Origin of the sequence: Mycobacterium sp. ST-F2 (assembly GCF_001905655.1) — a bacterium.
Taxonomy (GTDB): domain Bacteria; phylum Actinomycetota; class Actinomycetes; order Mycobacteriales; family Mycobacteriaceae; genus Mycobacterium.
Genome location: NZ_JMHT01000005.1, coordinates 237,884 through 264,693, shown reverse-complemented (window position 1 = coordinate 264,693; position 26,810 = coordinate 237,884). Strand labels below are relative to the sequence as shown.

Genomic DNA, 26,810 nt, shown 5'->3' with positions numbered 1-26,810 from the left:
CGGGGAGCTGCAGCAGCTGGCCGCCCTGCTCGACGCGGCGGATGCGTTCGTCGGGCTCTGCTGGTGCGACGCCATGGACGCCGCGGGCATCATCGCGTACAACGTGGCAGACAGCCGCCCTGCTGGGCGGCTGGCGGACCTGGCGGCCACGGTGCGGGCGGGCGGCACGGGGTGGTCCGACCCCGCTCGGGTGGCTCGGCTGTTCGCCATCGCCGCTGAGTGCGCCGGGTCGGATTGGTAATCCGATCGGTAATCGGACCGGTTATCCCTCGCGGGGGTGCAGCGGCGTGACGGGTACTGCTTGCCATAGCTCCCCGAGTCCGTCGCGCGCTCACCGGGCCGTCGGCTGCACCGTCCGTCACGTTACCCCGCCAGCCGGTCCGGGCGTGTCACTCTGCGCTATGTTCGCTGGTCAGGCACCTGTTTTAATCTCGTTCGCTAGAGCCAATCGCAAGCACCACCTACTGAAAACGTTCTACGGCGGCCCCGACGGCTGGCGCGACCGTCAAGAATCGGACGGCACGATCGTGTGGACCGCACCGACCGGTCACACCTACGTCAGCGTGCCCGGTAGCCGAATCCTGTTCCCCCGCAAGCACATGGATACCCCGCTACCCGACGGCCCGCCCCCGGACGGCACCGACCTGGACACGCCACCGGCGCCGGGGCGCGGTGTCATGATGCCCACCCGACGCCGCACCCGCGCCCAAAACCTGGCCCAGCAGATCGCCTACGAGCGGGCCCTCAACGAAGCCGACATCCAAGAAATCGCGGCCGCTCGAGAAGCTGCTGAGCGCCGCCGCGAAGAACGGCAAGCCAGGGAAGCCGCCGAAGCCGAAGAAACCGCCCAGGCCGCCCAGGCTGCTGAAGCTGCGGAACAGCAAGACATCCCACCGCCGACATACTGAAGCGTGAATACCCCTGAAAACGCACGACTTTCAGGGGTATTCGCGCGTGCCGCGCGCCACCACCGCCGTCAGCCCACAAAGACTGATCGAACGACGGCCTCATCGCCGTCGACTTCAATGAGACCCAGCGTGCGGGCGTCGCTGAGGGTGAGAGCTCCCGCGGCGAGACCAAGGATGGCGGCGGGGCCGGCACTGATGGATGCATCCAGCTTGCGGCCGTCGAGCGGACCGACCTCGAAGCCGGAGCGGGTCGCGCGCAGTTGCATGGTCTGGTCACCGACAACGAGGCCGATCGTCACGGCGGAGCGGACCTTGACCCGACCTTCGAGCAGGGCTGGAACGGCAAGGGTCAGCCACTCAGGCCGGAAGGAATCACCGCCGGCAGGGCCGCTGATCATCAGCGGCGTAGCCCAGCGGAGCAGGCTCTCAATCGGTTGGCGCAGCTCTGCGCCCCAGGGAGTCAGGGTGTATTCGACCGCGCTGCCCTCGCCGGCCAACCGTCGCTCAACGACGCCCGCAGCCTCGAGGTCCCGGAGCCGGTCGGCGAGCAGGTTGGTCGCGATGCCTGGAAGCCGATCGATCAGGTCGCGATAGCGGGCGGATGCGATGAGCAGTTCCCGAATGATGAGCAGATTCCATCTGTCGCCGACGATTTCGAGCGAGCGGGCGAGCCCACAGTATTGGTCGTAGCTTCGCATCGCCGTCCTTTACTTGAGTTTCTCAAGTGATTATGAGATGTTCAAGCATAACCGGAAGCTCATCCGACGAGGGGTTGCCATGACCAACACCGCTCACGCCACCCGGCCCTCCTGGGTCGACAACGACCTGTTCCCGTTCGAGAGCCATTTCATCGAGATCGACGGCCACACCGTGCACTACGTCAACGAGGGGTCAGGCCCTACGCTGTTGATGCTGCATGGCAATCCGACCTGGTCATTCCTCTTCCGTGAGGTAATCAGGCTGCTGCGCAACGACTTTCGGTGCATTGCGCTCGACTATCCCGGCTTCGGGTTGTCGACGCCAAGGCCCGGCTACCGCTACCTGCCCGAAGAACACGCGGAGGTCGTCACCGCGTTTGTGGACGCTCTCGACCTGAAGGACGTCACACTGATCGGACAAGACTGGGGCGGCATGATCGGCCTCGCGGTGGCGCAGCGGCGGCCGGGGGTCTTCCATCGGCTGGTGCTGGCGAATACCTGGGCCTGGCCGGTCAACGGCGACCTGCACTTTGAAGCCTTCGGTCGCATCGTCGGCGGGCTCCCGATGCGCATCCTGGTCCGCCAGTTCAATCTGCTGGTCAACGCGTTCATCCCCACCGGCCACCGCAGGCGCAAGCCAACCGCGGCGGAGATGGACCACTACCGCCGGGCGCTGGACAGCGCCGACCGGCGCCAGGCGTCTGCCGTACTTCCGGGCCGCGTCTTGGCGAGCCGGGACTTCTTCGCGGAGGTCGAGGCCGGGCTGCCGGACGTCGCCGGCCTGCCAACACTCATCATCTGGGGCGACGCCGACATCGCGTTCCGCGCCCAGGAACGCGAGCGGCTGGAAGCGACATTCCCCAACCACACCACCGTGGTCGTCGAGGGCGCCGGCACCTACGTCGAGTCCGACGCCCCCGAGGAGTTCGCGGCGGCAGTCCGCGCGTTCAGCGCCGGCGCGGGGGCGCCTTCCGGGTAGCGGCGTTCAACCGGTTCCAGGAGTTGATGACGGTGGCCATTCCGATGACATGCGCCAGCTCGCGCTCGGTGAACACCGCGGCCGCCTGGGCGTACACATCATCGGGGACCGGGCCATGGCTGAGGTCGGTGATGGCCTCGGTGATGGCGAGTGCCGCCCGCTCGCGTTCGGTGAACAGATCGCCGGCCTCCTCCCATGCCGCGACCAATGCCAGCCGCTGCTCGGTCTCGCCGAATCGGCGTGCGTCGTGGACATGCATGTCGAGGCAGAAGGCGCAGTGGTTGATCTGCGACGCGCGAATCTTGATCAGCTCGCCGATGGTGGAGTCGAGCTCCTTGGCCGCGGCGTTGCTGAAGGCCATCATCCCGGCGTAGATCTCGGGAGCAGCGTCGTAGATGTCGATGCGATTGGCGTGAGTGGTGGCTGTCGGTGCATTCAGTGTCTCGGTCATGTCCTCCACGGTAGCCATCAAACACCCGCGAATATGGTTCAATTTGTCCGTGGTTTCATGGGCCAATTCCGAAGCGGGCAGTGCCGGCCTGGACCTGCATCTGGACCTCGGCCAGACCGTACAGCCGGGCCGCCGCGGCACCCGTGACCAGCTGATCCGGGTGCTGAGAGACGCGGTCCGTTCGGGCCGGTTGCCGGCAGGCACCATGCTGCCGCCCTCCCGCGCGCTGGCCACCGACCTCGGATTGGCCCGCAACACCGTCGCCGAGGCGTACGCCGAACTGGTGGCCGAAGGCTGGTTGGGTTCTCGCCAGGGGGCCGGCACGTGGGTCGTCGGATCGCATACCGAAGCGACTCCGCGCACCCAACGCGCCCAGCCGGGCACTCCCACCCACAACCTCATGCCTGGTTCGGGGAACGTCGCGGCCTTCCCCCGGCAGGCCTGGCTGGCATCGGCGCGTCGGGCCCTGACCAATGCCCCGACCGAAGCGCTGCGAACGGGCGATGCCCGCGGCCGGCCGGAGCTGCGCGCCGCATTGGCCACCTACCTGGCGCGGGCCCGCGGCGTCCGGACCACCGCGGAGTCGATCGTCGTCTGCGCCGGGACCCGGCATGCCGTCGAGTTACTGTCGAAAGTGTTCGCGCCCAATACTATTGCGGTTGAGAACTACGGACTGTTCCTGTTCCGGGACGCCATCGCCGACAGCGGCGCCGGCACTGTGCCCATCCGCATCGACGACCACGGTGCCCTCGTCGAAGATCTCGAAAAGACCAGTGCGGCAGCAGTTCTGCTCACCCCGGCGCACCACTTCCCGCACGGCGTACCGCTACACCCAGCCCGGCGCACCCAAGCCGTGGACTGGGCTGCCCGTACGAAAAGCTATGTGTTGGAAGACGACTACGACGGTGAGTTCCGTTACGACCGGCAACCGATCGGGTCGGTACAGGGGCTGGATCCGGACCGGGTGGTCTATCTCGGTTCGGCCAGCAAGAGCCTGGCGCCGGTGTTGCGGTTGGGCTGGATGGTGTTGCCCGACAACCTGATCGACCCGGTGCTGACCGCGGCCGGCGGGCAACAGTTCTACGTCAATGCCATCGATCAGCTGACCATGGCGGACTTCATCGAATCCGGCCAGTACGACAAGCACATTCGCCGGATGCGCAACAGTTACCGGCGCCGGCGCGACGCGCTGGCGGCGAAGCTCGCCGATCTCGATGTGCAGATCAGCGGACTGTCCGCCGGATTGCACGCCTTGATCCGACTCCCGGACGGGACGGAACACGAAGTCATGCGGCGGGCGGCCGACGCAGGGATCGCCCTGTCCGGGCTGGCATTGCTGCGCCACCCCGGGGCCCCGCCGGACACCCCGCACCAGGACGGGGTGGTGGTGAGCTTCGGCACCCCGGCCGACCACGAATACAGCGCGGCACTCGATGCGTTGTACGACGTTCTGGCGGCCGTCAGCCGGCGTCGACGCTAGTCGCCGCGCTCGCCGGCTTCTTGTCTTCGGCACCCCGCTTGCCCGGCTTGGCGGGCTTCTTGTCCTTTGCCTTGGACTTGGACTTGCCCTTAGCTTTGCCCTCGTCCGTCGCCTTGGTCGCGTCGGCGTCGGTCGCCTCGTCGGCGTCCTTGGTCTTGTCGGCGTCCGTCGCCTTCGGCTTCGGCTTGTCCTTCGACTTGGACTTGGCCGCCTTCTTCGCGTCCTTGTCAGTCTTGTCGACCGTATCGGCGGCTGCCTTGGGCTCGGCAGCAGCCGGGGCCAGCTTCCCCTGGACCTTGGCGGCGGCGACGGCAGTTGCCGAAGCGGGCCGGTTGAAGATGCGCTGGATCGCGTTGCGCACCGCATCCACGGCACCCTGGATCGCGTTGCCGATCGCCTTGACGACCTTCACCGTCGCGTTCGCCAGACCCTTGACCACCTTGACCGTGACATCCACCGCGGTCTCGACGGCCCAGGCAACCGCCTCCACAACAGCCTTCGTCACCGCCACCGCGGCGTCCACCACATCCGTGATCACGTTGCCGACGAAGGCAATTCCGTTGGTGATGAGGTTCTTGACCCAGGTGATGAACGGATACGGATCCACCGGATCCGGCGGGATCACCCCGGAGCCGCCGAGATAGTCCTGCAACACCTGCACCGCCAGCTTCGGGGTCCAGTTCGTCTGCCAGATGCCGAAGTTGTTCCCGGGGTTCGTGCCGCCGGTCGCAATGTCGCGCGTCGTGTAGATGAACATCGGCCCGGCGCCGACCTGCTTGCTCCAGCTGTTCAGGAAGTCCTCGATGTAGTCCGCCTGATGCTGCTGGCCGATGCCGTTGATCGCCGTGGTCGGCAGGCCGTACTCGGACGCCCAGATCTTCTTGTCGGTATCGCCGAAGAAGTCCATCATCGCGCGCATGTTCTGGAACTGCCGCAGCGGCGACGCCACCTGATCCTGCTGCTCGGAGTACTTCATGTCGTACTTGTAGGGATGGAACGAGATGGCATCGAAGTAGCCATGCGCGCCGGCGTCGTACATGCCCGCCAGGTATTCGACCGGGTTCATCGTCTGGACTTCACCGTTGTCGTCGGTGAGGGTTCGTCCGGAGCCCAGCACGCCGCCGATGACGGTGATCGACTGATCGACGCCCTTGATGGCGGTGTAGCCGGCCTTGAGCAACTCGGTGTAGTTGGCTGGGCTGACCGGCGTCATGAAGAACTTGGCGTTCGGTTCGTTCCAGATCTCGTAGGCCGAGATCTTGCCCTTGTAGCGGTTGGCGACTGTCGTCACGTACTTCGAGAAGTCGGTGGTCGAGGGAGTCCCGGCACCGATCGGAGTGCCGGCCCATGCCGGCGTCTCGTTGATGGTGGCCAGCACGCCCATGCCACGTGCGTTCGCCTGATTGACGATGTAGTCGGCGTTGGACCAGTTGTAGCGGCCCTTGAGCGGCTCAATTTCCGCCCAGTACAAGCCGATTCGGATGTTCTCGACGCCGATGGACTGCATCATGTCGAGTTCTTTGTCGATCTCGGCATGGCTCTTCAGCCGCATGAGGTTCGAGTCGGCCAGGCCCGCCGTGGTGGCCGACTCGTCGATGGCGGCAGTCGGTACGACGTCGTAAGTGCGAGACAGCAAGCGCGCATCCGTGTTGTTGCACATGGCCGCGATACCGACGGCTGCGATGAGTAGAACGACCAGCCGTTGCATGACCAGTCGACGAAGATGTCGCCGCATCACAATCCCCCAAAGATATTGACGTTGCCGGTAACCCAGCAAAAAACGTTAGTCGAATCCTGAGGATTAATTGTGAAATTTGCCCAGGCGACAAATCAGGTCGCGGTCAGGCGCTCAGCCGCTGAGTGACGCCAGTTCCGCCCTGAGGTTGGTGCGGGCGGCGTCCTCCCACAGCTGTCGGCCCTGGGGTGTCCGGAACAGCGTTGGTGCGGCCAGCAGCGCATCGATGACCCGGGAACGGCCCACACGGAAATCCATGTCACTCACGTGGCCGTATTCGGCCCGCACCTTCGCGGTATTGACCCGGTATTCGGTAGGTGGCAGCGCCAGCACCGCAAGATCGGCGTCGGACAACACCTGGCCGTTGTGGTCGTCGGCCGCGGGATCGTGCGCAATGGTCACCCGCACCAGGCGTCCGACCTCCGCCACGAAGGCCGGGTCGACACCCAGATCGGTCAGGTCCGACTCGGCGAGCAGCGCGCTGTTCTCCTCGTCGTCGGACTGTCCGGCGTACACCGCGTCGTGGTACCAGGCGGCCAGGCGCACCGCGTCGGGATCGTCTGCGAAGCCCGCCAGGGCGTCGACGCCGTCCAGGATGCCGCGCAGGTGACTGAGGTCGTGGTAGCTGCGGTGCGGCTCGGCCCAGCGGTCCAGCAGCGACGCCCCGACTTCGTCGACGCGAGGCGAAGCAGAATGCCGCGACAGCAGGGCCTGCCACGCCTGGAGCAAATCGGTCACGTGTCCATGGTGCACGTAAGCTGCCCCAGTGGCCGAGCCAGTAGAGATCCCCGCCGAAGATCGTGCCGAGAAAGCCGTCGAGGCGTCCCTCGGCCTGGTAACTCAAGCGTGGCGGTTCGTGGTCACGGGCGGCCTGTCCGCGGTGGTCGACTACAGCCTGTACGTCGCATTCATGGCCCTGGGCGTCCCCCGGGACTTCGCAAAGGCGCTGAGTTTCGTCGCAGGCACCACCACCGCGTACCTGATCAATCGACGCTGGACGTTCCAGGCACCTCCCAGCAAGGCCCGATTTGCCGCGGTCATCCTGCTGTACGCCGTCACTTTCGCGGTCCAGGTCGGCATCAACCACGTCTGTGCGATTCAGTTCGAAGGCCGGTCCTGGGGTATCCCGGTGGCGTTCGTCATCGCCCAGGGCACGGCGACGGTGATCAACTTCGTCGTACAGCGAACAGTGATTTTCCGGCTGAAGTGACGTTGGCCGGTACCCTTTGACCGTTATGTCTACCCAGCCTGACGCCACGCTGCCCCTGACGCGCCGCGCCCTCACCGGGTTCGGCCGCACGGCACCGTCCGTGGCAAACGTGCTGTCCACACCCGACGTATCGGTGATCGCCGAGGCCGTCAAGCGGGTCGCGGACGCGAACTCTTCCAGCCCCTCCCACCTGCGCCGCGGCATCCTCGGCCGCGGTCTGGGCCGGTCCTACGGCGACCAGGCGTGCAACGGCGGCGGCATCGTCGTCGACATGACGGCGCTGAACCGGATCCATTCGATCAGCTCCGAGACGGCCATCGCCGACGTCGACGCCGGTGTCAGCCTGGATCAGCTGATGAAGGCGGCCCTGCCGTTCGGCCTGTGGGTTCCGGTGCTGCCGGGCACCCGGCAGGTGACCGTGGGCGGCGCCATCGCCTCGGACATCCACGGCAAGAACCACCACAGCGCGGGCAGCTTCGGTAACCACGTGCTGTCGCTGGACCTGTTGATGGCAGACGGCGAAGTGCACACCCTGACGCCGGACGGCCCGGACAGCGAGCTGTTCTGGGCGACGGTGGCCGGGAACGGGCTGACAGGCATCGTGATCCGCGCGCGCATCAAGATGACGCGCACCGAGAGCGCCTACTTCATCGCCGACGGCATCGCCACACACGATCTCGAAGAGACCGTCGCGGTGCACCAGGACGGCAGCGAGGACAACTACACCTACTCCAGCGCCTGGTTCGACCTGATCAGCCCGGAGCCCAAGCTCGGCCGCGCCGCGGTGAGCCGCGGCAGCCTGGCCAAGGTGGATCAGCTGCCCGACAAACTGGCGAAAGACCCGCTGAAGTTCACCGCGCCCCAGTTGCCGGCGATCCCGAACCTGTTCCCGGTGAGTTTCATGAACAAGCTCTCGCTGTCCATGATCGGCGAGGCCTTCTACCGCATGAGCGGCAACTACCAGGGCAAGATCGTCAACCTGACGCAGTTCTACCACATGCTCGATATCACCTCGGGCTGGCAATATGCCTATGGCCCAGCGGGTTTCGCGCAGCATCAGTTCCTGGTGCCGCCGGATGCGCTCGAAGAGTTCAAGGCCATCATCCGCTGGATGCACACCCAGAAGCAGTACTCGGCGCTGAATGTCTTCAAGCTGTTCGGCCCGGGCAACAAGGCGCCGCTGAGCTTCCCGATGCGCGGCTGGAACGTCGCCCTCGACTTCCCGAACCGGCCGGGCGTCAACGAGTTCCTCAATGAACTCGACAAGCGCGCAATGGAATTCGGCGGCCGGGTGTACACCGCCAAGGACTCCCGCGTCAGCGCCGAGAGCTTCCACAAGATGTACCCGCGGATCGACGAGTGGATCGCGACCCGCCGCAAGGCCGACCCCAACGGCGTGTTCGCCTCCGACATGGCCCGCCGCCTCGAGCTGCTCTGAATCCGAAAAGGAAAACACATTGATTGACGCAACCGGCAACCCGCAGACCATTCTGCTGTTCGGCGGTACCTCGGAGATCGGCCTCGCCATCGTCGAGCGGTACCTCAAGAACGCCAAGGCCCGCGTGATCCTCGCCGACCTGCCGAACGCCCCCAAGCGCGACGCCGCCATCGCCCAGATCGAGGCGGCCGGCGCCAAGGAGGTCGTGTACCTCGATTTCGACGCACTGGACACCAAGTCCCACCCGGCGGTCATCGAATCTGCTTGGGAGCAAGGCGATGTCGACGTCGCGATCGTCGCGTTCGGTGTCCTGGGTGACGCCGAGGAGCTGTGGCAGAACCAGTCTAAGGCCGTGCTGACCGCCCAGATCAACTACACCGCAGCGGTTTCCGTCGGCGTGCTGGTCGGCGACAAGATGAAGGCGCAGGGCTTCGGGCAGATCATCGCCATGTCATCGGTCGCCGGTGAGCGGGTCCGTCGCTCCAACTTCGTCTACGGCTCGACAAAGGCCGGCCTGGACGGCTTCTACCTGGGGCTCGGAGAAGCGTTGCGGGAGTTCGGGGTTCGGGTGCTGGTCATCCGCCCCGGCCAGGTCCGCACCACCACCACGCTGGAGCACTGGAAGGCCACCGGCGCCAAGGAGGCGCCGTTCACGGTCGACAAGGAAGACGTCGCCAACCAGGCCGTCGCTGCAGCCGCCAAGGGTAAGGAGCTCATCTGGGCGCCCAATCCGGTGCGGTACCTGATGGCCGTCATCCGGCACATCCCGCGGTCGATCTTCCGCAAACTGCCGCTCTGATGCGCAGCGCGCTGGCCGCGACGGCCAGGGTGAGCGGCCAGATGTTGGCCGCCATGGCACTGGCGGTGATCATCGCGGTCATTGCGCTGCAAGCCATTGCACGCGTGCAGTGGCCGGCGTTCAACTCGTCGAACCAGTTGCACGCCCTGACCACTGCCGGCCAGTGCGCCGTGCTGATCGGCCTGATGCTCGCGGGGTGGGCGTGGCGCCGCGGCTGGCACAAGAGCGCCAAGGTGGCCGCCACGTCGCTCCTGGCGGCGTTCTCGGTCGTCACGCTCGGCATGCCGTTGGGCGCCACCAAGCTGTACCTGTTCGGCATCTCGGTCGACCAGCAGTTCCGCACCGAGTACCTGACGCGGCTCACGGATACCGCTGTGCCGCACGACATGACGTACCTCGGGCTGCCGCCGTACTACCCGTCGGGGTGGTTCTGGCTCGGCGGCCGGGCGGCCGCGCTGACCGGGACCCCGGCATGGGAGATGTTCAAGCCGTGGGCGATCGTCACGATCACCGCTGCGATCGTCGCCGCATTCGTGTTGTGGGCGGCCATGATTCGCTTCGAGTACGCCCTGGCGGTGACCACCGCGACCGCTGCCGCGACGCTGGCGTACTCCGCCACCGAGCCGTACTCAGCGGTCCTCGTCGTGCTGCTGCCGCCGGTGTTCGTGCTGGCCTGGTCGGGACTGAAAGCGACCGGCCGGGGCTGGGCCGCCGTCCTCGGCACCGGGATTTTTCTCGGCATCGCCGCACTGTTCTACACGCTGTTGTTCGGCTACGCGGCTTTCACGCTCACGCTGATGGCGCTGCTGCTCGCCGTGTCCCGGCGCCAACTCCAGCCGCTGATCCGGGTGGCAGTCATCGCCGTCATCTCCGGCGTCATCGCGGCCATCCACTGGGCGCCGTACTACCTGGCCGTGCTCAAGGGCCACCCCGCCGACAAGGGCACCGCGCAGCACTACCTGCCGATGTCCGGCGCACAGCTGACCTTCCCGATGCTCGACGCCACGCTGCTGGGCGTCATCTGCCTCATCGGCACACTGTGGCTGGTGGTCCGGGCCCGCAGTTCCACCAGAGCCGCCGCGCTCGCCATGGCTGTCGTCTCTGTGTACGCCTGGTCGCTGCTGTCGATGCTGGCCACCCTGGCCCGCACGACGCTCTTGTCGTTCCGGCTGCAGCCCACCCTGCTGGTGCTGCTGGTCGCGGCCGGCACCTTCGGCTTCCTGGAGGCCGCCCGCGGCCTGGCGCACCGCTACGCCCGGCCGACCACCAACCGCATCATCGCGGTGGCCGCTGTCCTGGGCGCGATCGGCGCGGTGTCGTTCAGCCAGGCGATCCCCGACATCCTGCGGCCCGACATCGCGGTCGCCTACACCGACACCGACGGCTACGGCCAGCGCGCCGACCGTCGTCCCCCCGGCTCCGAGCGCTTCTACCAGGAGATCGACCGGAAGATCACCGCAGCGACGGGCCGGCCCCGCAACGAGACCGTGGTGATGACCGCCGACTACAGCTTCCTGTCCTACTACCCCTATTACGGGTTCCAGGGGCTGACGTCGCATTACGCCAACCCGCTGGCGCAGTTCAAGGAGCGGTCCGGCGCCATCGAGAGCTGGGCGAGGATGACCAACCCAGACGAGTTCGCCAAGGCCCTCGACACGCTGCCCTGGCAGGCGCCGACGGTGTTCCTGATGCGCCACGGCGGCACCGGCACCTACACGCTGCGGCTGGCCGAGGACGTCTACCCCAACCAGCCGAACGTGCGCCGCTACCAGGTGGCACTCGACGAGCGGCTGTTCGCCAGCAAGCACTGGCAGGTCACAGATGTCGGCCCGTTTGTGCTGGCCATCCGTAGCGGCCACTAACATCTAGCCCCGTGGCCGGGGAACCTGAGGTAGAGCGCAATCACCGCACAGCGCGGTGGATCGCGATCGTCGCCGGACTGCTCGGCGCGTTCCTGGCGATGGCGACACCGCTGTTGCCGGTCACCCAGACCACCGCGCAGCTGAACTGGCCGCAGGCGGGCGTCCTCAAGAGCGTCGATGCGCCGCTGATCGGCTATGTGGCCACCGACCTCAACATCACCATCCCGTGCTCGGCGGCGGCCGGCCTCACCGGACCGGCGAACATGCTGCTGTCCACGGTTCCCAAGCAGGCGCCCAAGGCCGTCGACCGTGGCCTGCTGATCGAGCGCGTGGGCGGTGACCTGCTGGTCATCGTGCGCAATACCCCGGTTGTCAGCGCGCCGCTGACCCAGATACTGAGCCCCGCATGCAAGGAACTGAAGTTCACCGCGCATGCCGACAAGGTGACCGGCGAGCTGGTTGGGCTCGTGCAGGGACCGAAGGACAAGAACCCCGGCAAGCCCCTGCGTGGCGAGCTCAGCGGCTACGACTTCCGGCCGCAGATCGTCGGCGTCTACACCGACCTGTCCGGCGCGGCTCCCCCGGGACTGACGTTCTCGGCCACCATCGATTCGCGGTACAGCACGTCCCCGACGCTGCTGAAGCTGCTCGCGATGATCTTCGGCGTCGTGCTGACAGTCGTCGCACTGGGTGCACTGCACGTGCTGGACCGTGCCGACGGCGTGCGGCACAAGCGGTTCCTGCCGTCGCGCTGGTGGTCGGTGACCCCGCTCGACGGCCTCGTGACCGCGACCCTGGTGTGGTGGCACTTCGTCGGCGCCAACACCTCCGACGACGGCTACATCCTGACCATGGCCCGCGTCTCCGAGCACGCCGGCTACATGGCCAACTACTACCGCTGGTTCGGCACGCCCGAGTCGCCGTTCGGCTGGTACTACGACCTGCTGGCGATCTGGGCGCACGTGTCGACGTCGAGCATCTGGATGCGCCTCCCCACGCTCCTCATGGCCCTCGCGTGTTGGTGGGTCATCAGCCGCGAGGTGCTGCCGCGCCTGGGCCACGCCGTCAAGAACAGCCGGGCCGCGGCCTGGACGGCCGCCGGCATGTTCCTCGCGTTCTGGCTGCCGCTGAACAACGGCATCCGGCCCGAGCCGATCATCGCGCTCGGCATGCTGCTGACCTGGTGCTCGGTCGAGCGCGGCGTCGCCACCAGCCGGCTGCTGCCGGTCGCCATCGCGATCATCATCGGCGCGCTGACCTTGTTCTCGGGCCCGACGGGCATCGCCGCGGTCGGCGCTCTGCTGGTCGCCGTCGGCCCGCTGAAAACGATTGTGGCGCGGCATACTTCACGCTTCGGCTACCTCGCGCTGCTGGCCCCGATCCTGGCCGCGGGCACGGTGACGGCGATCCTGATCTTCCGCGACCAGACGCTGGCCGCCGAGATCGACGCCAGCTCCTTCAAGACCACCGTCGGCCCCGCGCTGAGCTGGTTCGATGAGCACATCCGCTACGAGCGCCTGTTCACCACCAGCCCGGACGGCTCGGTCGCCCGCCGGTTCGCGGTGCTGACGCTGCTGCTCGCGCTGGCGGTGTCGGTCGCAATGTCGTTGCGCAAGGGGCGAATTCCGGGCACCGCCGCCGGACCGGCCCGCCGCATCGTCGGCATCACCATCATCTCGTTCCTGGCCATGATGTTCACGCCCACCAAGTGGACGCACCACTTCGGCGTGTTCGCGGGCCTGGCCGGATCCCTGGGGGCGCTGGCCGCCATCGCGGTCGGCACGGTCGCCATGCGGTCGCGCCGCAACCGGGCGATGTTCGCCGCGGCCGTGTTGTTCGTCATGGCACTGTCGTTCGCCACGGTGAACGGCTGGTGGTACGTCTCCAACTTCGGGGTGCCCTGGTCGAATCAGTTCCCGGAGTGGCACTTCGGCTTCACCACGTTCCTGTTCGGCCTGTCGTTCCTGACGCTGCTGTGGGCGGCGTGGCTGCACTTCTACGACCACGACCCCGAGCGGCCCGTCAGTCGCCGGATTCCCCAGGCGCCCTTGGCAATTGCGTCGTGGATCATCGTATTCTTCGAAGTGCTGTCGCTGACCCTGGGCATGACGCAGCAGTGGCCGGCGTGGTCGGTCGGTCGCTCGAACCTGCAGGCGCTGACCGGCAAGACGTGCGGGCTGGCCGACGACGTCATGGTGGAACAGGATCCCAACGCAGGCAAGCTCGTCCCGCAGACGGGGACCGTCGGTGACGCACTGGGCGCCGGTGGCGCAGAAGGCTTCACCCCCAACGGAATTCCCGCCGACGTCTCCGCGGACCCCGTGATGGAGCAACCCGGCGGCACCAACTTCGCCGACAACGACGGCGGCCCCGTCAGCGGCGCCGAGCCGGGCACCGAGGGCGGCACCACCGCAGGGATGGGCGTCAACGGATCCCGGGCCAAGCTCCCCTACAACCTGGACCCGGCGACCACCCCGGTGCTGGGCAGCTGGCGTGCCGGCGTTCAGATTCCGGCGCGCATGCGCTCGGGCTGGTACCGGCTGCCCGCCCGCGATCAGGCCGGACCGCTGCTCGTTGTCGCTGCCGCGGGCCGCTTCAACCAGGGCGAGGTCCGCGTCGAGTACGCCAACGATGCCCAGGCCGCGGCCGGCAAGATCGCCGGGGCCGTCGGCTTCGCCGATGTCGGCGCGGCACCCGCCTGGCGCAACCTGCGCGCCCCCATGGCCGCCATCCCGCCCGACGCCACCGTGATCCGCATCGTCGCCACCGACGACGACCTCGCGCCGCAGCACTGGATCGCCCTGACCCCGCCGCGCATCCCGAAGCTGCGCACCCTGCAGGACGTCGTCGGCTCCAAGGACCCGGTGATGCTGGACTGGCTCGTCGGCCTGGCGTTCCCGTGCCAGCGGCCGTTCGGCCACGACAACGGCGTCACCGAGGTGCCCAAGTGGCGCATCCTGCCGGACCGCTTCGGCGCCGAGGCCAACTCGCCCGTCATGGACTACCTGGGCGGCGGACCGCTGGGCATCACCGAGCTGATGTTCAAGGCCAACCCGGTGCCGACGTACCTGAAGGACGACTGGTTCCGGGACTGGGGCTCACTGCAGCAGTTCACCCAGTACTACCCGGACGCGCAGCCGGCCCACATCGACCTCGGGAAGGCCACGCGCAGCGGGCTGTGGGCCCCGGCGCCGCTGCGGCACTCCTAGAAATTCAGCCGTGGGCTTCCAGAATGAGCCGGGCCAGTTCGGCTTTCAGCGCGGCGAATTCGGGCGTGCCCAACACATCCACCGTCCGGGCGGCGCCGGGAACATCACCCGGCAGCCGCACCGGCCGGTCAGCGATCACCCGCCCGGGCCGCGCGCTCATCACCACCACGCGCGTCGCCAGGAACACCGCCTCTTCCACCGAATGGGTAACGAACAGCACGGTCTTGCGGTCCCGCTCCCAGATCGACAGCAACTCCACCTGAAGCCGCTGCCGGGTGAACGGGTCCAACGCGCTGAACGGTTCATCCATCAGCACGATGCCGGGGTCCCCGACCAGTACTCGGGCGATCTGCGCCCGCTGCTGCATGCCGCCGGACAGTTCGTACGGCCGTTTGTCGGCGAAATCGGCCAGCCCGACCAGTTTCAGCACCGACGCGGACCGCTCCCGCCGCTGCGCGCTGGGTACCCCTCGCGCGCGCAGCCCGAACTCGACGTTCCCGGCCACCGTCAGCCACGGATACAGCGTCGGCGACTGGAACACCACCCCGCGGTCCGGGTTCGGGCCGTCGATGACGTGTCCACCCACCCGGGCGGTTCCCGTCGTCGGAGTGACGAACCCGGCCAGCGTCTGCAACAGCGTGGACTTGCCGCAGCCCGACGGTCCGACCACCGCGACGAACTCCCCCGGCTCGATGCTCAGCGTTGTCTCCGACAGCGCGATCACCTCACCGTCGGAGGAGGGGTAGACCTTGGTGATGGCGTCGAGTTCGATGCCCTCGGCCTCGGGTGCTGCCGTCGTTACCGACGTCAACGTCGCTTCCGATGTCATTGCGCCACTTCCTTTATCGCGTTGGGATACAGCGCCTCGCGATACCGCTCGGCCGGCGATACCCGCTCGACGTCGCCGTTGTTCCGGTTCAGGAATGTCGCGGTGCCGAGCAACGCTGCCGACAGCCCTCCACCGAAGTACTTCGCATCGAGCTGCTGCCGCGCCGTCGGGTAGATGTAGCCGCCGAGTTGCGTCACCACCTGGTCAGGCGGCACCGCGAGCTGTGCAGCGATATGCCAGGCGGCGCGCTGCGGGTCCGACGCGATGAGCTCGGTGGCCCAGTTCTGCGCCGCGGTCCAGTACTTCAGGAACGGGCCGTTCGCGGCGACGAATTCACTACGCGCGCCTTCCAGGTCAAAGGTCGGCGAGCCGTCAGCCGCGGTTTGCGCCGAGTCGGCAATCACATGCCCCTTGGCAGCCAGCTTGGACAGCACCGGATCCCACACCCATGCCGCATCGATGCCGTTCCCCCATGCCGCCAGCATGGCGTCGGGCTGCGTGTTGATCAGCCGCACGTCGCCGGTGATCTTGGCGCGGTCCAGCGCGGTCAACAGGGACAGGTGCGACGTCGATGCGAAAGGCACCGCGATCGACTTCCCCTTCAGGCCCTGGATATCGGTGATCGCCGGGTCATGCACCACCAGCGATTCAGCTTTACCGATGACGTCGTGGATCCACACCACCCGCATATCGATGTCGAGCGGCTGCGACAGCGCGCGGGCCGCCGGCGCCGAGCCGAGCAGCGCGATGTCCAGCGAGCGGGCCCGGAACGCCCGCAGCACATCGCCTCCGGAGGCGAATTTGCTCCAGGTGATATTCGCCTTCGGCAGGCACGTGGCAAGCAGCGAGGTGTCCTTGACGATGAGGTCCCCGTTCGGGATCTCTTGATAGCCGATCCGCACCGTGCTGGTGATGTCCGGGTTGGGCGGCAGCGGGCACTCCACCTTCTCTGCCAGCGACCGGACCTGTTCGCCCCGGCCGGATTCCACGCAACCCGCGGTTGCCAGGGCGACCAGCACGGTAACCGCTAGTGCTGCAACGCTTTTCATGCCTTCCCCTGCCAGGGTGTTGCGAGCTCGCCGAGATACTTGATGGCCGCGTCCAGTGCCAGGGCGGTGATGCCGATGACGATGATGCAGGCGATGGTCAACGGCGTGTTGGTCTGCTGGCCCGCGTAGAACGCGAGGCCACCGATACCCGGGATGCCGTTGTTCAGCTCCGCCGCGACCACCGTGGTCCATGCGAAGCCCACCGCCAGCCGGATGCCATTGACCACCGACGGCAGCGATGCCGGGAAGATCACATGCCACACCGTGTGCCAGTGAGTCGCCCCCAGTGAACTGGCGGCATTGACCCACCCCGACGGAACCGACTGCACACCGCCCAGCGTCGACACCGTGATCGCGGGAAATGCGGCCAGGAACAGCAGCCAGATCTTGGACGTGTCGCCGATGCCGAACCACACGATCAGCAGACCGATGTAACCCAGCGGCGGCAGCGCGCGCAGAAAGTTCAGGTACGGCTCCAGCGCGATCGCTATCGGCCGCACCGTGCCCATCAGAAAGCCCAGCGGCGGACCGACCAGGATCGCAACACCCACCCCGGCCAGGATCCGTTGCAGACTGGCGATCAGGTGCTCCCACAGGAAGTAGTTCTGTTCGCCCAGCACCTCACGCGGCACGCCCGGCGCGATCTGGTGCCAGGAATTCGCCCGGACGAACGCCTCCCACACCGCACCCGGGCTGGGCAGGAACAGCGGGTCGATCAGCTTGGCGGCGGTGACGGCCCACCACGCCAGCAGGAAGGCGCCGAGCGCGACGGCCCGGATCAGCAGCGCTCGCAGCAGCGGCGGGTAACTCTGCGGCAATCGCGGCAGCGGCAACGAGCCGGAGGCGGGCTTGTCGGTTTCGGGTGGATCAACGGTGATTGTCATGAACTGGCCTGGGTCGGAGGGGCAGGAAGGCGCCGCCAGTGAAACGACACACCGCTCGCACGCATGGCGTCCATCCGACAAGACGACGCACCCAGGTCACAACGATTAAACGCACCGTAAGTTTGAACCAGGGTCACATTCCGGCCAACTACCTCGACATTCCCCGTCAGTGCGCCAGGACACATATAGCCGTCGCCTAGTCTTGAGCCTCGTGCCTGCCAGGACTGCCCGTCTCGTCGCGATCATCGCGGGCCTAGCGGGTCTGCTGCTCTGCGCGCTGACCCCACTGCTGCCCGTCAAACAGACCACCGCGACCATCCTCTGGCCGCAAGCGCCCAATGCCAGCGGAAACGTCTCGGACGTCACCGCCCCACTGGTCTCGGGTGCGCCACTGGCGCTGGATGTCTCCATCCCGTGCCAAGCGATCACCACCCTGCCGGCGGCGGGTGGTCTGGTGTTCTCGACCATCCCGCCCGACGGCATCGATGCCAGCCGCAACGGCCTGTTCGTCCGCGCGAACGCCACCGACGTCGTCGTCGCCTTCCGCGACACCGTCGCCGCCGTCGCCAAACGCGCCGACATCGCCGCCGGGAAATGCGGCGGCCTGCACCTCTGGGCCAACAACGGCGGCGTCGGCGCCGACTTCATCGGGCTGCCCGGAGCATCCGGCACCGGCAGCGTGGAGAAGAAGCCCCAGGTGGCCGGCATCTTCACCGAACTCAAGGTGCCCGCTCAACCCGGTCTTTCCGCGCGCGTCGACATCGACACCCGGTTCATCGTCGTCCCCACGTTCGTGAAGTCGGCCGCGATGGCGCTCGGTGTGCTGCTGACCCTGGTCTCGATCGTCGCGCTGGCCCTGCTGGACCGGTTGGACGGCCGCCGCGTGCACGACGGTTGGCAGCGCTTCTGGAAGGTCAGCCGCTGGCACTGGCTGGCCGACATCGCAGTGTTCGCCGGCCTGGCCGGCTGGCACCTGATCGGCGCCATCTCCTCCGACGACGGCTACAACCTCACCATCGCCCGGGTCTCCAGCGAGGCCGGCTACGTCGCCAACTACTTCCGCTACTTCGGCACCTCCGAGGCGCCGTTCGACTGGTACCAGTCGGTGCTCGCACACATGGCGACCGTCAGCACCGCCGGCGTGTGGATGCGACTGCCCGCGCTGCTCGCCGGCATGGCGACCTGGACGCTGCTGTCGCGCTGGGTGCTGCCGCGGCTGGGCCCCGGCGCCCGCGGGGTATCCGCCAACGCCATCGCCGTCTGGACCGCGGCGGCGGTTTTCCTGGCGGCCTGGTACCCCTTCAACAACGGCCTGCGCCCCGAACCGCTGATCGCCTTCGGCGTCATCGCGACCTGGGTCCTGCTCGAATACGCCATCGCCACCCGGCGCCTGGCCCCGGCGGCCGTCGCGATCATCGTCGCGGCGTTCACCGCGACCACCGCGCCCCAGGGCCTGATCGCGCTGGCCCCGCTGCTGGTCGGCGCCCGCGCCCTGGTCCGCACCGTGCGCAGCCGTCGGGCCGGAACGGGCCTGCTGGCCCCGATCGCCACGCTGGCCGCGTCGGCGTCGCTGATCCTGACGGTGATCTTCCGGGACCAGACGCTGGCCACCGTCGCCGAATCGGCACGCATCAAGTACACGGTCGGCCCGACCATCTCCTGGTACCAGGAATTCCTGCGCTACTACTTCCTCACTGTCGAGGACAGCGTCGACAGTTCGATGACCCGCCGCTTCTCGGTGCTGATCCTGCTGCTGTGCCTGTTCGCCACCCTGGCCCTGCTGCTGCGCAAGGGCCGCGTCCCGGGTCTGGCCAGCGGGCCGGTGTGGCGCCTGCTCGGCAGCACCATGCTGGGCCTGCTGCTCCTGCATCTGACCCCGACCAAGTGGGCCGTGCAGTTCGGTGCGTTCGCCGGCCTGTCGGGTGCGTTCGGCGCGATCATCGCCTTCGCGTTCGCGACCGTCGGGCTGCACAGCCGGCGGAACCTGGCGCTGTACGTGACGGCGCTGCTGTTCGTGCTGGCCTGGGCGACATCCGGGATCAACGGCTGGTTCTACGTCGGCAACTACGGGGTGCCGTGGTTCGACCGACAGCCCGTGCTGGCCGGCCATCCCGTCACCTCGATGTTCCTGGTGCTGGCGATCATCTCCGCACTGCTCGCCGGCTGGCTGCACTTCCGCATCGACTACGCCGGCCACACCGAGGTCGCCGAGACCCGCCGTAACAGGGCACTGGCGTCGACGCCGCTGCTGATCGTCGCCGTGATCATGGTCGTGCTCGAGGCCGGGTCGATGGCCAAGGGCTTCGTGCAGCGCTACCCGCAGTACACCACCGCGCGGGCCAACCTCGACGCGCTGGGCTTGTCCGACAAGAGCTGCGCCATGGCCAATGACGTGCTGGTCGAGGCCGACGTCAACGCCGGCACACTGCAGCCCGTCCCCGGCCAGACCTGGGGCAAGTACGGACCGCTGGGCGGCGAGAACCCCGTCGGCTTCACGCCCAACGGCATCAGTGACTCGCTGGCCCCGCCGCACCCGGTGGTCGCCAACCCCGGCACCGTCAACTCCGACGGCTCGCCCAACAAGCCCAACGTCGGCATCGCCTTCGCCGCCGGCACCGGCGGCGGCTACGGCCCGACGGGCATCAACGGCTCCAACGTGTTCCTGCCGTTCGGCCTCGACCCGGCCCGCACCCCGGTGATGGGCAGCTTCAAGGAGAACGGTGTCGCCGCCAAGGCCACCTCGGCCTGGTACGAGCTGCCGCCGCGCAGTGCGGACCGGCCCCTCGTGACCGTGGCCACTGCCGGCGCCATCTGGTACTACGACGAAGAGCATGAGTTCCACTACGGCCAGTCGCTCAAGCTGCAGTGGGGCGTGCACCGGCCGGACGGCAGCTACCAGGCCCTCGCCGAAGTGCAGCCCATCGACACCTTCGCCCAATACGCCTGGCGCAACCTGCGCTTCCCGCTCGCATGGGCGCCGCCGGAGGCCAACGTCGCGCGCATCGTCGCCGACGATCCGAACCTGTCCGAGGATCAATGGTTCGGCTTCACGCCGCCGCGGGTGCCGACGCTGCAGACCGCGCAGCAGTTCCTGGGGTCGCAGACGCCGATCCTGATGGACATCGCCACCGCCGCGAACTTCCCGTGCCAGCGCCCGTTCTCCGAGCATCTCGGCGTCGCGGAGCTGCCGCAGTACCGCATCCTGCCCAACACCAAGCAGGTGGTGGTGTCGTCGAACATGTGGCAGTCCGCGCAGAAGGGTGGCCCGTTCCTGTTCATCCAGGCGCTGCTGCGGACGTCGACCATCCCGACCTACCTGCGGAACGACTGGTACCGGGACTGGGGCTCGATCGAACGGTACGACCCGGTGGTGCCGCCATCAGTGGCCCCGCCTGCAGCGATTGACCAAGGCACCATGACCGTCAACGGCTGGAGCCGCCGCGGCCCGATCAGGGCCCTGCCATGAAGCCAGATCAGGGTCTTCCGATGACCGGGACGGGAATGAACGCACAGCAAGTGAAGGTCACCCGCTGGGTGGCGATGGTGGCGGGCCTGATCGGCTTCGTGCTGTCGGCGCTGACGCCGCTGCTGCCGGTGGTACAGACGACGGCGCAGCTGAACTGGCCACAGCAGGGCCAGTTCGGCAACGTGACGGCGCCGCTGATCTCGCAGACGCCGGTGACGATGAAGGCGACGATCCCGTGCGACGTGCTGCGGACGCTACCGCCATCGGGCGGGCTGGTGTTCGGCACCGTGCCCAAGGACGGCAAGCAGGCCGCGCTGAACGGTCTGCTGGTCAACGTCTCCAGCAGCCGGGTCGACGTCACCGACCGCAACGTGGTGATCGCCAGCGTGCCGCGACTGAAAGCCGTTGGTAACCCCGGTTGTTCGCGCATCGAGATCATCTCCGACAAGAACGGGACGTTCGCGACGTTCGTCGGGCTGACCGATAAAGACGGCAAGGAACTGCGCACCGGCTTCGCCGACCCGAACCTGCGGCCCACCGTCGTCGGTATCTTCACCGACCTGAAGGGTGCTGCCCCGCAGGGCCTTTCGGTATCGGCGACCATCGACACCCGGTTCATCAACCGGCCGACCGCCATCAAGTACGCCGCCATGTTCGGTGGCATCGCGGCCACCATCGTTGCGCTGCTGGCCCTTTGGCGGCTGGACCGCCTCGACGGCCGCCGCATGCAGCGGCTGATCCCGTCGCGCTGGCGCAAGTTCACCACGGTCGACGGCGTCGTGGTCGGCGGGTTCCTGCTGTGGCATGTGCTGGGCGCCGGGTCATCTGACGACGGCTACATCCTGGGCATGGCGCGCGTCGCCCCGCACGCGCAGTACATGATCAACTACTTCCGCTGGTTCGGCAGCCCTGAGGATCCGTTCGGCTGGTACTACAACGTGCTGGCCCTCATGACCCACGTCAGTGACGCCAGCATCTGGATCCGGTTGCCGGACTTGATCTGTGCGCTGATCTGCTGGCTGCTGCTGTCCCGCGAGGTGCTTCCCCGACTCGGGCCCGCGGTCGCGGGCAGCAATGCCGCCATGTGGGCCGCGGGCCTGGTCCTGATGGCCGCGTGGATGCCGTTCGACAACGGCCTGCGCCCCGAGGGCCAGATCGCCACCGGCGCCCTGATCACCTACGTCCTGATCGAACGCGCCATCGGCACCAGCCGGCTCACCCCGGCGGCGCTCGCCATCATCAGCGCCGCGTTCACCCTCGGCATCCAGCCGACCGGCCTGATCGCCGTGGCGGCCCTGCTGGCCGGTGGTCGCCCGATCCTGCGCATCCTGGTGAAGCGGCGCCGCGAGGTCGGCACCTGGCCGCTGGTGCTGCCACTGCTCGCCGCCGGTTTCGTGGTGCTGACGGTGGTGTTCGTCAACCAGACCCTGGCAGGGGTGTTGGAGGCCACCAGGATTCGCACCGCCATCGGTCCGAGCCAGGCCTGGTACACCGAGAATCTGCGATACTACTACCTGTTCCTGCCGACGGTCGACGGCTCGATGACCCGGCGCTTCGGGTTCCTGCTGACGGCGCTGAGCCTCTTCACGTCGATGTTCATGATCCTGCGGCGCAAGCGGATCCCGGGCGTCGCCCGCGGCCCCGTGTGGCGCCTGATGGGCATCATCTTCGCAACGATGTTCTGCCTGATGTTCACCCCGACCAAGTGGGTGCACCACTTCGGCCTGTTCGCGGCCGTGGGCGCCGCCATGGCCGCGGTGGCCACCGTGCTGGTGTCGCGGTCGGTGCTGAAGTCGCCGCGTAACCGCATGGCCGTCACCGCCGCGGTGCTGTTCCTGCTGGCGCTGGTGTCCGCCACCACCAACGGCTGGTGGTACGTGTCGAGCTACGGTGTGCCGTTCAACAACGACATGGTCGCCGTCGGCGGAATCAAGCTCAGCACCATCTTCTTGACGCTGTTCGTGATCACCGCCCTGTGGGCGTTCTGGCTGCACTTCAACAGTGACCGCCCAGAGGGCCGGCTCACCCGACTGGTCACCGCGGCGCCGATCCCCCTGGCGGCGTTGTTCATGGTCGTGGTGTGTGTGGCGTCGATGGCCATCGGCGCGGTGCGCGAATACCCGACGTACTCGAACTTCGCCAGCAACCTACGGGCGCTCAAGGGCGGCTGCGGACTGGCCGACAACGTGCTGGTGGAGCCGGATTCGAACGCGGGGTTCCTGACGCCGCAGGCCGGCGACTACGGGCCGCTGGGCGCACTGGGCGGCGTCGGACCCGTCGGCTTCACCCCCAACGGCGTGCCGGACCGCATTGTCGCCGAATCGATTCGGCTCGACTTCCCGGTGTCGGGCACCGACGCGGACTGGGATGCCCCGGTGAAGCTGAAGACGCCGGGTATCAACGGCTCGACGGTGCCGCTGCCCTACGGTCTGGACCCCGCGCGGGTGCCGGTCGCCGGCACGTACACCACGGGTCCGCACTCGCAGGCCAAGCTGACGTCGGCCTGGTACGGGCTGCCCACCGCTGATCCCGAGCATCCGCTGGTGGTCGTCACCGCCGCCGGCACCATCACCGGCAACAGCACGCTCAAGGGCCGGACCGTGGGCCAGACCGTCGAGCTCGAGTACGGCCGCACCGGCCCCGACGGGCATCCCGTCGCGGGTGGACGGCTGGTGCCGTACGACATCGGCCCGACGCCGTCGTGGCGCAACCTGCGCTTCGACCGACGCCAGATTCCGGCCGATGCCACGTTCGTTCGTGTTGTGGCAGTCAACCTTTCGCTCAATGTGGGCGACTGGATCGCCGTCACCCCACCGCGCGTGCCGGAGCTCAAGACCGTCGAACAGTTCATCGGCAAGACCCAGCCGGTACTGATGGACTGGGCCGTGGGCCTGGCGTTCCCGTGCCAGCAGCCGATGCTGGTGCGCAACGGCGTGACCGAGGTGCCGAAGTTCCGCATCACCCCGGACTACACCGCCAAGAAGCAGGACACCGACACCTGGCAGGACGGCGAGAACGGCGGCCTGCTGGGCATCACCGACGTGCTGCTCAAGGCCCACGTGATGTCGACGTACCTGTCCGATGACTGGGGCCGGGACTGGGGCTCGCTGCGGGCGTTCACGACGGTGGTGGACGCGACGACGGCCGAGCTGGAGCTTGGCACCGCCGTCCACAGTGGGCTGTACTCGCCGGGCAAGATGCGAATCAAGCCGTAGCTCGCCGCGCCGAATGGCCTGGGGTACCAGGCCATTCGGCGTTCGATGTCATTTCCGGCGCCACCAGTGGGTGTCGGGCGCACCGGTCTTGTCGACCGACCTGAGGGTGAACGCCGTCGGCGTCACCGAGACGGGCTCCAGCGCCCACTCCGACGGCGGCTCGATTGGCTCGTCTGGCCTGCCTGCCACGAAGCCGAACTGTGCGGTGACCGGGGTTCCCTCAGTGCTTCCGATTCCGCAGGCGGCGACGCTGAACCCTGCGATACCGCCCTTGCTGCTGTTCACCGTCTCCACGCTAGGACAGGCGTCATACCCGAGCCGACGGCACGCACTCTTGACAGATTCCCAACTAAACGCAATTATTAACAACCAAATCCAAGTGGTGCAGCTCACAAATCGAGGGAGGTGTCGTGGCAACCACAGGGCCCGCTCCGCGCGAGGCGACAGCAGCCCTCTACGCCGATCAACGCAAACAGCAATTGCTCGAGACGCTCCGGCGCGATGGTCGCATCGACGCCGCCCGGATCGCGTCCGAGCTCGGCGTGACGGGCGAGACCATCCGCAAGGACCTCATCCTCCTGGAACGCCAAGGCTTGTTACGCCGGGTGCACGGCGGCGCGGTGCGCGTCGACTACCTCTCCTACGAGCCGGCAGTCGAGACCCGGACCGAGTTCCTCGCCGAGAAGGCCCGCATCACCAAAGCCGCCCTGGCACATCTTCCGGAACGAGGATCGATACTGATCGACGCCGGCTCCACAACCGCACAGCTGGTCGAGCAGTTTCCCGGCGACCGCGAACTCACCGTGTACACCAACTCATTGACGCAGGCACTGACCCTGGTCAGCAGGCCACAGCTCACGGTATACACCTTGGGTGGCCGGGTCCGTTCGAAAACCTTTGCCGAAGTCGATGATTGGGCCGCCCGCGCACTCGCCGAGATCAACGTCGACGTCGCGTTTCTGGGCGCCAACGGCGTCAGCGCCGACCGAGGGCTCACCACCCCCGCCCCGTCCGAAGCCGCCGTGAAACGACGCATGCTCGCGTGCGCGCACCGCCGCATCCTGCTCGCCGACCACAGCAAGTTCGGGGCCGTCAGCGGCGCCCAGTACGGCCGGCTGGAAGACATCCACCTACTCATCACCGACACCGGCGTCGACAGCCATCAGCTCTCCGAACTCTCCGCTGCCGGAGTGACCGTGGAGCAGGCGTGATATCTACCGATACCCCAACGACTTTCGCGAAGAGCTGAGTTCACCAGTCCGACATCGCGTGATCCACCACGGCGTTGCCCGCTGCCCAGAAGGAGAAATCACATGGCCGATCCGAAGATCCTCGGCCTGGTCCTGGCCGGAGGCGAAGGCAAGCGACTGTCGCCACTGACACTCGACCGGGCGAAGCCCGCGGTGCCGTTCGCCGGACTCTACCGACTGATCGACTTCGCGCTCTCGAACCTGGTGAACGCCGGAGTTCTGCGGATCGCCGTCCTCACGCAGTACAAGAGCCACAGCCTCGATCGCCACATCACCACGACGTGGCGGATGAGCAGCCTGCTCGGCAACTACGTGACGCCCGTACCCGCGCAACAGCGCCTGGGCCCGCAGTGGTACACCGGCTCGGCCAATGCCATCCACCAGTCGCTGAACCTCATTCACGACGAAAAACCGGATCTGGTCGTGGTTTTCGGAGCCGACCACGTCTACCGCATGGACCCACGACAGATGATCAAGCAGCACCTCGACGGTGGTGCGGGCGCCACCGTCGCCGGAATCCGGGTGCCGCGCACCGAGGCGAGTGCCTTCGGCGTGATCAAGACCGCACCCGACGGCCGGCAGGTCGAGGCGTTCCTGGAGAAGCCGGCGGACCCGCCGGGCCTACCCGACTCCCCCGACGAGGCATTCGTCTCGATGGGCAACTACGTCTTCTCGACCGAGGCGCTCATCGACGCGCTGAGCGCCGACGCCGACGACGAATTGAGCAAACACGACATGGGCGGCGACATCATGCCGATGATGGTCGAACAAGGCCGCGCCCAGGTCTATGACTTCCAGAGCAACCTGGTCCCGGGCTCTCATGCCGAGAACAGCGGCTACTGGCGCGACGTCGGCACGCTGGACTCCTACTACGACGCTCACATGGACCTGTGCGCCGTGGTCCCGGCGTTCGACCTGTACAACAGCGCATGGCCGATCCTCACGCACATTCCACCGCACCCGCCGGCGAAGTTCGTCCACGACGACGGCGACCGGGTCGGTCGCGCCGTCAACAGCGTCATCTCCAACGGCGTGATCATCTCCGGCGCGCTGGTACGCGAATCCGTGCTGTCGCCGGGTGTGCGCGTGGAGGAGTACGCAACGGTGGACCGCTCGGTGATTCTGGACAACACCGTGGTGGGCGCACATGCCTTGGTACGCAACGCAATCGTCGACAAGAACGTCGTGATTCCGCCGGGCGCGCAGATCGGAGTCGACAGCGAGCACGACCGGGCACGCGGCTTCGTCATATCAGAGGGCGGCGTGACGGTCGTCGGCAAAGGCCAACGGGTCACCGCATGACCAACAACCGAGTAGGAAGCACGAGGTAGAACATGACCGGGAAGCG

At 67.3% G+C, this 26,810-nt stretch carries 21 protein-coding genes; 13 read left to right on the top strand and 8 right to left on the bottom strand.

All coding sequences use genetic code 11. The annotated features are described in order from the left end of the window. Positions 1–241 (top strand): hypothetical protein (locus EB75_RS29165; protein WP_168175963.1); only part of this gene is annotated, 241 nt, incomplete at its 5' end. Positions 242–527: 286 nt separating this feature from the next. Next, entirely contained in the window at positions 528–908 is a 381-nt protein-coding gene (locus EB75_RS02850; RefSeq protein WP_353651641.1) for a hypothetical protein, read from the top strand. A gap of 68 nt (positions 909–976) precedes the next feature. Here EB75_RS02850 and EB75_RS02845 read toward each other — a convergent pair whose 3' ends face one another. Then, on the bottom strand, positions 977–1,606 hold the full coding sequence (locus tag EB75_RS02845; RefSeq protein WP_073693950.1) for a winged helix-turn-helix transcriptional regulator: 630 nt from the start codon (positions 1,604–1,606) through the stop codon (positions 977–979). 79 nt (positions 1,607–1,685) lie between these two features. On the opposite strand from EB75_RS02845, the gene EB75_RS02840 reads away from it, so the two are divergent. Further along, a complete protein-coding gene (locus EB75_RS02840; RefSeq protein WP_073693949.1) occupies positions 1,686–2,585 on the top strand; it encodes an alpha/beta fold hydrolase in 900 nt (299 codons plus the stop codon). Here EB75_RS02840 and EB75_RS02835 read toward each other — a convergent pair. Next, a complete protein-coding gene (locus EB75_RS02835) occupies positions 2,554–3,036 on the bottom strand; it encodes a carboxymuconolactone decarboxylase family protein (protein ID WP_073693948.1) in 483 nt (160 codons plus the stop codon). The two genes, EB75_RS02840 and EB75_RS02835, sit on opposite strands and share 32 nt — an antisense overlap. Positions 3,037–3,085: 49 nt before the next feature. Between EB75_RS02835 and pdxR the strand changes: the two genes are divergently transcribed. Beyond that, positions 3,086–4,516 carry a MocR-like pyridoxine biosynthesis transcription factor PdxR gene (gene pdxR / locus EB75_RS02830; protein ID WP_073693947.1) on the top strand — a complete coding sequence of 477 codons (1,431 nt, stop codon included), beginning with the start codon at positions 3,086–3,088 and terminating at the stop codon, positions 4,514–4,516. Here the strand turns inward: pdxR and EB75_RS02825 are convergent. Both EB75_RS02825 and EB75_RS02820 read right to left on the bottom strand, forming a co-directional pair. Further along, entirely contained in the window at positions 4,497–6,251 is a 1,755-nt protein-coding gene (locus tag EB75_RS02825; RefSeq protein WP_083611906.1) for an endo-1,4-beta-xylanase, read from the bottom strand. The two genes, pdxR and EB75_RS02825, sit on opposite strands and share 20 nt — an antisense overlap. Before the next feature lie 114 nt (positions 6,252–6,365). Then, positions 6,366–6,989, bottom strand: coding sequence for an HD domain-containing protein (locus tag EB75_RS02820; RefSeq protein ID WP_073693945.1), 624 nt, complete (start codon positions 6,987–6,989; stop codon positions 6,366–6,368). A 28-nt stretch (positions 6,990–7,017) separates the two neighbouring features. Between EB75_RS02820 and EB75_RS02815 the strand changes: the two genes are divergently transcribed. Genes EB75_RS02815 through EB75_RS02795 form a run of 5 tightly spaced genes read left to right on the top strand, consistent with a single transcriptional unit; the run spans position 7,018 to position 14,769 of the window. Continuing rightward, complete coding sequence (locus tag EB75_RS02815; RefSeq protein ID WP_083611904.1) at positions 7,018–7,461, top strand: GtrA family protein; 444 nt, start codon at positions 7,018–7,020, stop codon at positions 7,459–7,461. 25 nt (positions 7,462–7,486) lie between these two features. After that, complete coding sequence (dprE1, locus tag EB75_RS02810; protein ID WP_073693944.1) at positions 7,487–8,899, top strand: decaprenylphosphoryl-beta-D-ribose oxidase; 1,413 nt, start codon at positions 7,487–7,489, stop codon at positions 8,897–8,899. A gap of 19 nt (positions 8,900–8,918) precedes the next feature. Further along, a complete protein-coding gene (gene dprE2 / locus EB75_RS02805; RefSeq protein ID WP_064861198.1) occupies positions 8,919–9,698 on the top strand; it encodes a decaprenylphospho-beta-D-erythro-pentofuranosid-2-ulose 2-reductase in 780 nt (259 codons plus the stop codon). Beyond that, on the top strand, positions 9,698–11,560 hold the full coding sequence (locus EB75_RS02800) for a galactan 5-O-arabinofuranosyltransferase (protein ID WP_073693943.1): 1,863 nt from the start codon (positions 9,698–9,700) through the stop codon (positions 11,558–11,560). Before dprE2 ends, EB75_RS02800 begins: the two co-directional genes overlap by 1 nt. 11 nt (positions 11,561–11,571) lie before the next feature. Continuing rightward, positions 11,572–14,769, top strand: a complete 3,198-nt coding sequence (locus EB75_RS02795; protein ID WP_073693942.1) for an arabinosyltransferase domain-containing protein — start codon at positions 11,572–11,574, stop codon at positions 14,767–14,769. Positions 14,770–14,773: 4 nt separating this feature from the next. Here the strand turns inward: EB75_RS02795 and EB75_RS02790 are convergent, their stop codons facing one another. Genes EB75_RS02790 through EB75_RS02780 form a run of 3 tightly spaced genes read right to left on the bottom strand, consistent with a single transcriptional unit; the run spans position 14,774 to position 17,531 of the window. Then, positions 14,774–15,598, bottom strand: coding sequence for an ABC transporter ATP-binding protein (locus tag EB75_RS02790; RefSeq protein WP_073693941.1), 825 nt, complete (start codon positions 15,596–15,598; stop codon positions 14,774–14,776). Further along, positions 15,595–16,647 carry a taurine ABC transporter substrate-binding protein gene (locus EB75_RS02785; protein WP_073693940.1) on the bottom strand — a complete coding sequence of 351 codons (1,053 nt, stop codon included), beginning with the start codon at positions 16,645–16,647 and terminating at the stop codon, positions 15,595–15,597. Before EB75_RS02785 ends, EB75_RS02790 begins: the two co-directional genes overlap by 4 nt. Next, a complete protein-coding gene (locus EB75_RS02780) occupies positions 16,644–17,531 on the bottom strand; it encodes an ABC transporter permease (RefSeq protein ID WP_142239387.1) in 888 nt (295 codons plus the stop codon). Before EB75_RS02780 ends, EB75_RS02785 begins: the two co-directional genes overlap by 4 nt. Before the next feature lie 211 nt (positions 17,532–17,742). On the opposite strand from EB75_RS02780, the gene EB75_RS02775 reads away from it, so the two are divergent. Together EB75_RS02775 and EB75_RS02770 are read left to right on the top strand one after the other, a co-directional pair. Continuing rightward, entirely contained in the window at positions 17,743–20,997 is a 3,255-nt protein-coding gene (locus EB75_RS02775; protein ID WP_073693939.1) for an arabinosyltransferase domain-containing protein, read from the top strand. A 20-nt stretch (positions 20,998–21,017) separates the two neighbouring features. Continuing rightward, on the top strand, positions 21,018–24,212 hold the full coding sequence (locus EB75_RS02770) for an arabinosyltransferase domain-containing protein (RefSeq protein ID WP_073693982.1): 3,195 nt from the start codon (positions 21,018–21,020) through the stop codon (positions 24,210–24,212). 48 nt (positions 24,213–24,260) lie between these two features. On the opposite strand, the gene EB75_RS02765 is transcribed toward EB75_RS02770, so the two are convergent. Continuing rightward, positions 24,261–24,497 (bottom strand): hypothetical protein, encoded by a 237-nt coding sequence (locus tag EB75_RS02765; protein ID WP_142239386.1) that lies wholly within the window; start codon positions 24,495–24,497, stop codon positions 24,261–24,263. 125 nt (positions 24,498–24,622) lie between these two features. On the opposite strand from EB75_RS02765, the gene EB75_RS02760 reads away from it, so the two are divergent. Together EB75_RS02760 and glgC are read left to right on the top strand one after the other, a co-directional pair. Continuing rightward, positions 24,623–25,423: a DeoR/GlpR family DNA-binding transcription regulator gene (locus EB75_RS02760; RefSeq protein ID WP_061006222.1), complete on the top strand. Its 801-nt coding sequence runs from the start codon at positions 24,623–24,625 to the stop codon at positions 25,421–25,423. 102 nt (positions 25,424–25,525) lie between these two features. Further along, positions 25,526–26,764 (top strand): glucose-1-phosphate adenylyltransferase, encoded by a 1,239-nt coding sequence (gene glgC / locus EB75_RS02755; RefSeq protein WP_073693937.1) that lies wholly within the window; start codon positions 25,526–25,528, stop codon positions 26,762–26,764. Positions 26,765–26,810 lie beyond the last annotated feature (46 nt).

Excerpts from the sequence above, each read along its gene's own strand:
- EB75_RS02845 (WP_073693950.1), bottom strand. The coding sequence starts at position 1,606 with ATGCGAAGCTACGACCAATACTGTGGGCTCGCCCGCTCGCTCGAAATC.
- EB75_RS02840 (WP_073693949.1), top strand. The coding sequence starts at position 1,686 with ATGACCAACACCGCTCACGCCACCCGGCCCTCCTGGGTCGACAACGAC.
- EB75_RS02835 (WP_073693948.1), bottom strand. The coding sequence starts at position 3,036 with ATGACCGAGACACTGAATGCACCGACAGCCACCACTCACGCCAATCGC.
- EB75_RS02825 (WP_083611906.1), bottom strand. The coding sequence starts at position 6,251 with ATGCGGCGACATCTTCGTCGACTGGTCATGCAACGGCTGGTCGTTCTA.
- dprE1 (WP_073693944.1), top strand. The coding sequence starts at position 7,487 with ATGTCTACCCAGCCTGACGCCACGCTGCCCCTGACGCGCCGCGCCCTC.
- EB75_RS02800 (WP_073693943.1), top strand. The coding sequence starts at position 9,698 with ATGCGCAGCGCGCTGGCCGCGACGGCCAGGGTGAGCGGCCAGATGTTG.
- EB75_RS02790 (WP_073693941.1), bottom strand. The coding sequence starts at position 15,598 with ATGACATCGGAAGCGACGTTGACGTCGGTAACGACGGCAGCACCCGAG.
- EB75_RS02785 (WP_073693940.1), bottom strand. The coding sequence starts at position 16,647 with ATGAAAAGCGTTGCAGCACTAGCGGTTACCGTGCTGGTCGCCCTGGCA.
- EB75_RS02780 (WP_142239387.1), bottom strand. The coding sequence starts at position 17,531 with ATGACAATCACCGTTGATCCACCCGAAACCGACAAGCCCGCCTCCGGC.
- EB75_RS02770 (WP_073693982.1), top strand. The coding sequence starts at position 21,018 with ATGACCGGGACGGGAATGAACGCACAGCAAGTGAAGGTCACCCGCTGG.
- glgC (WP_073693937.1), top strand. The coding sequence starts at position 25,526 with ATGGCCGATCCGAAGATCCTCGGCCTGGTCCTGGCCGGAGGCGAAGGC.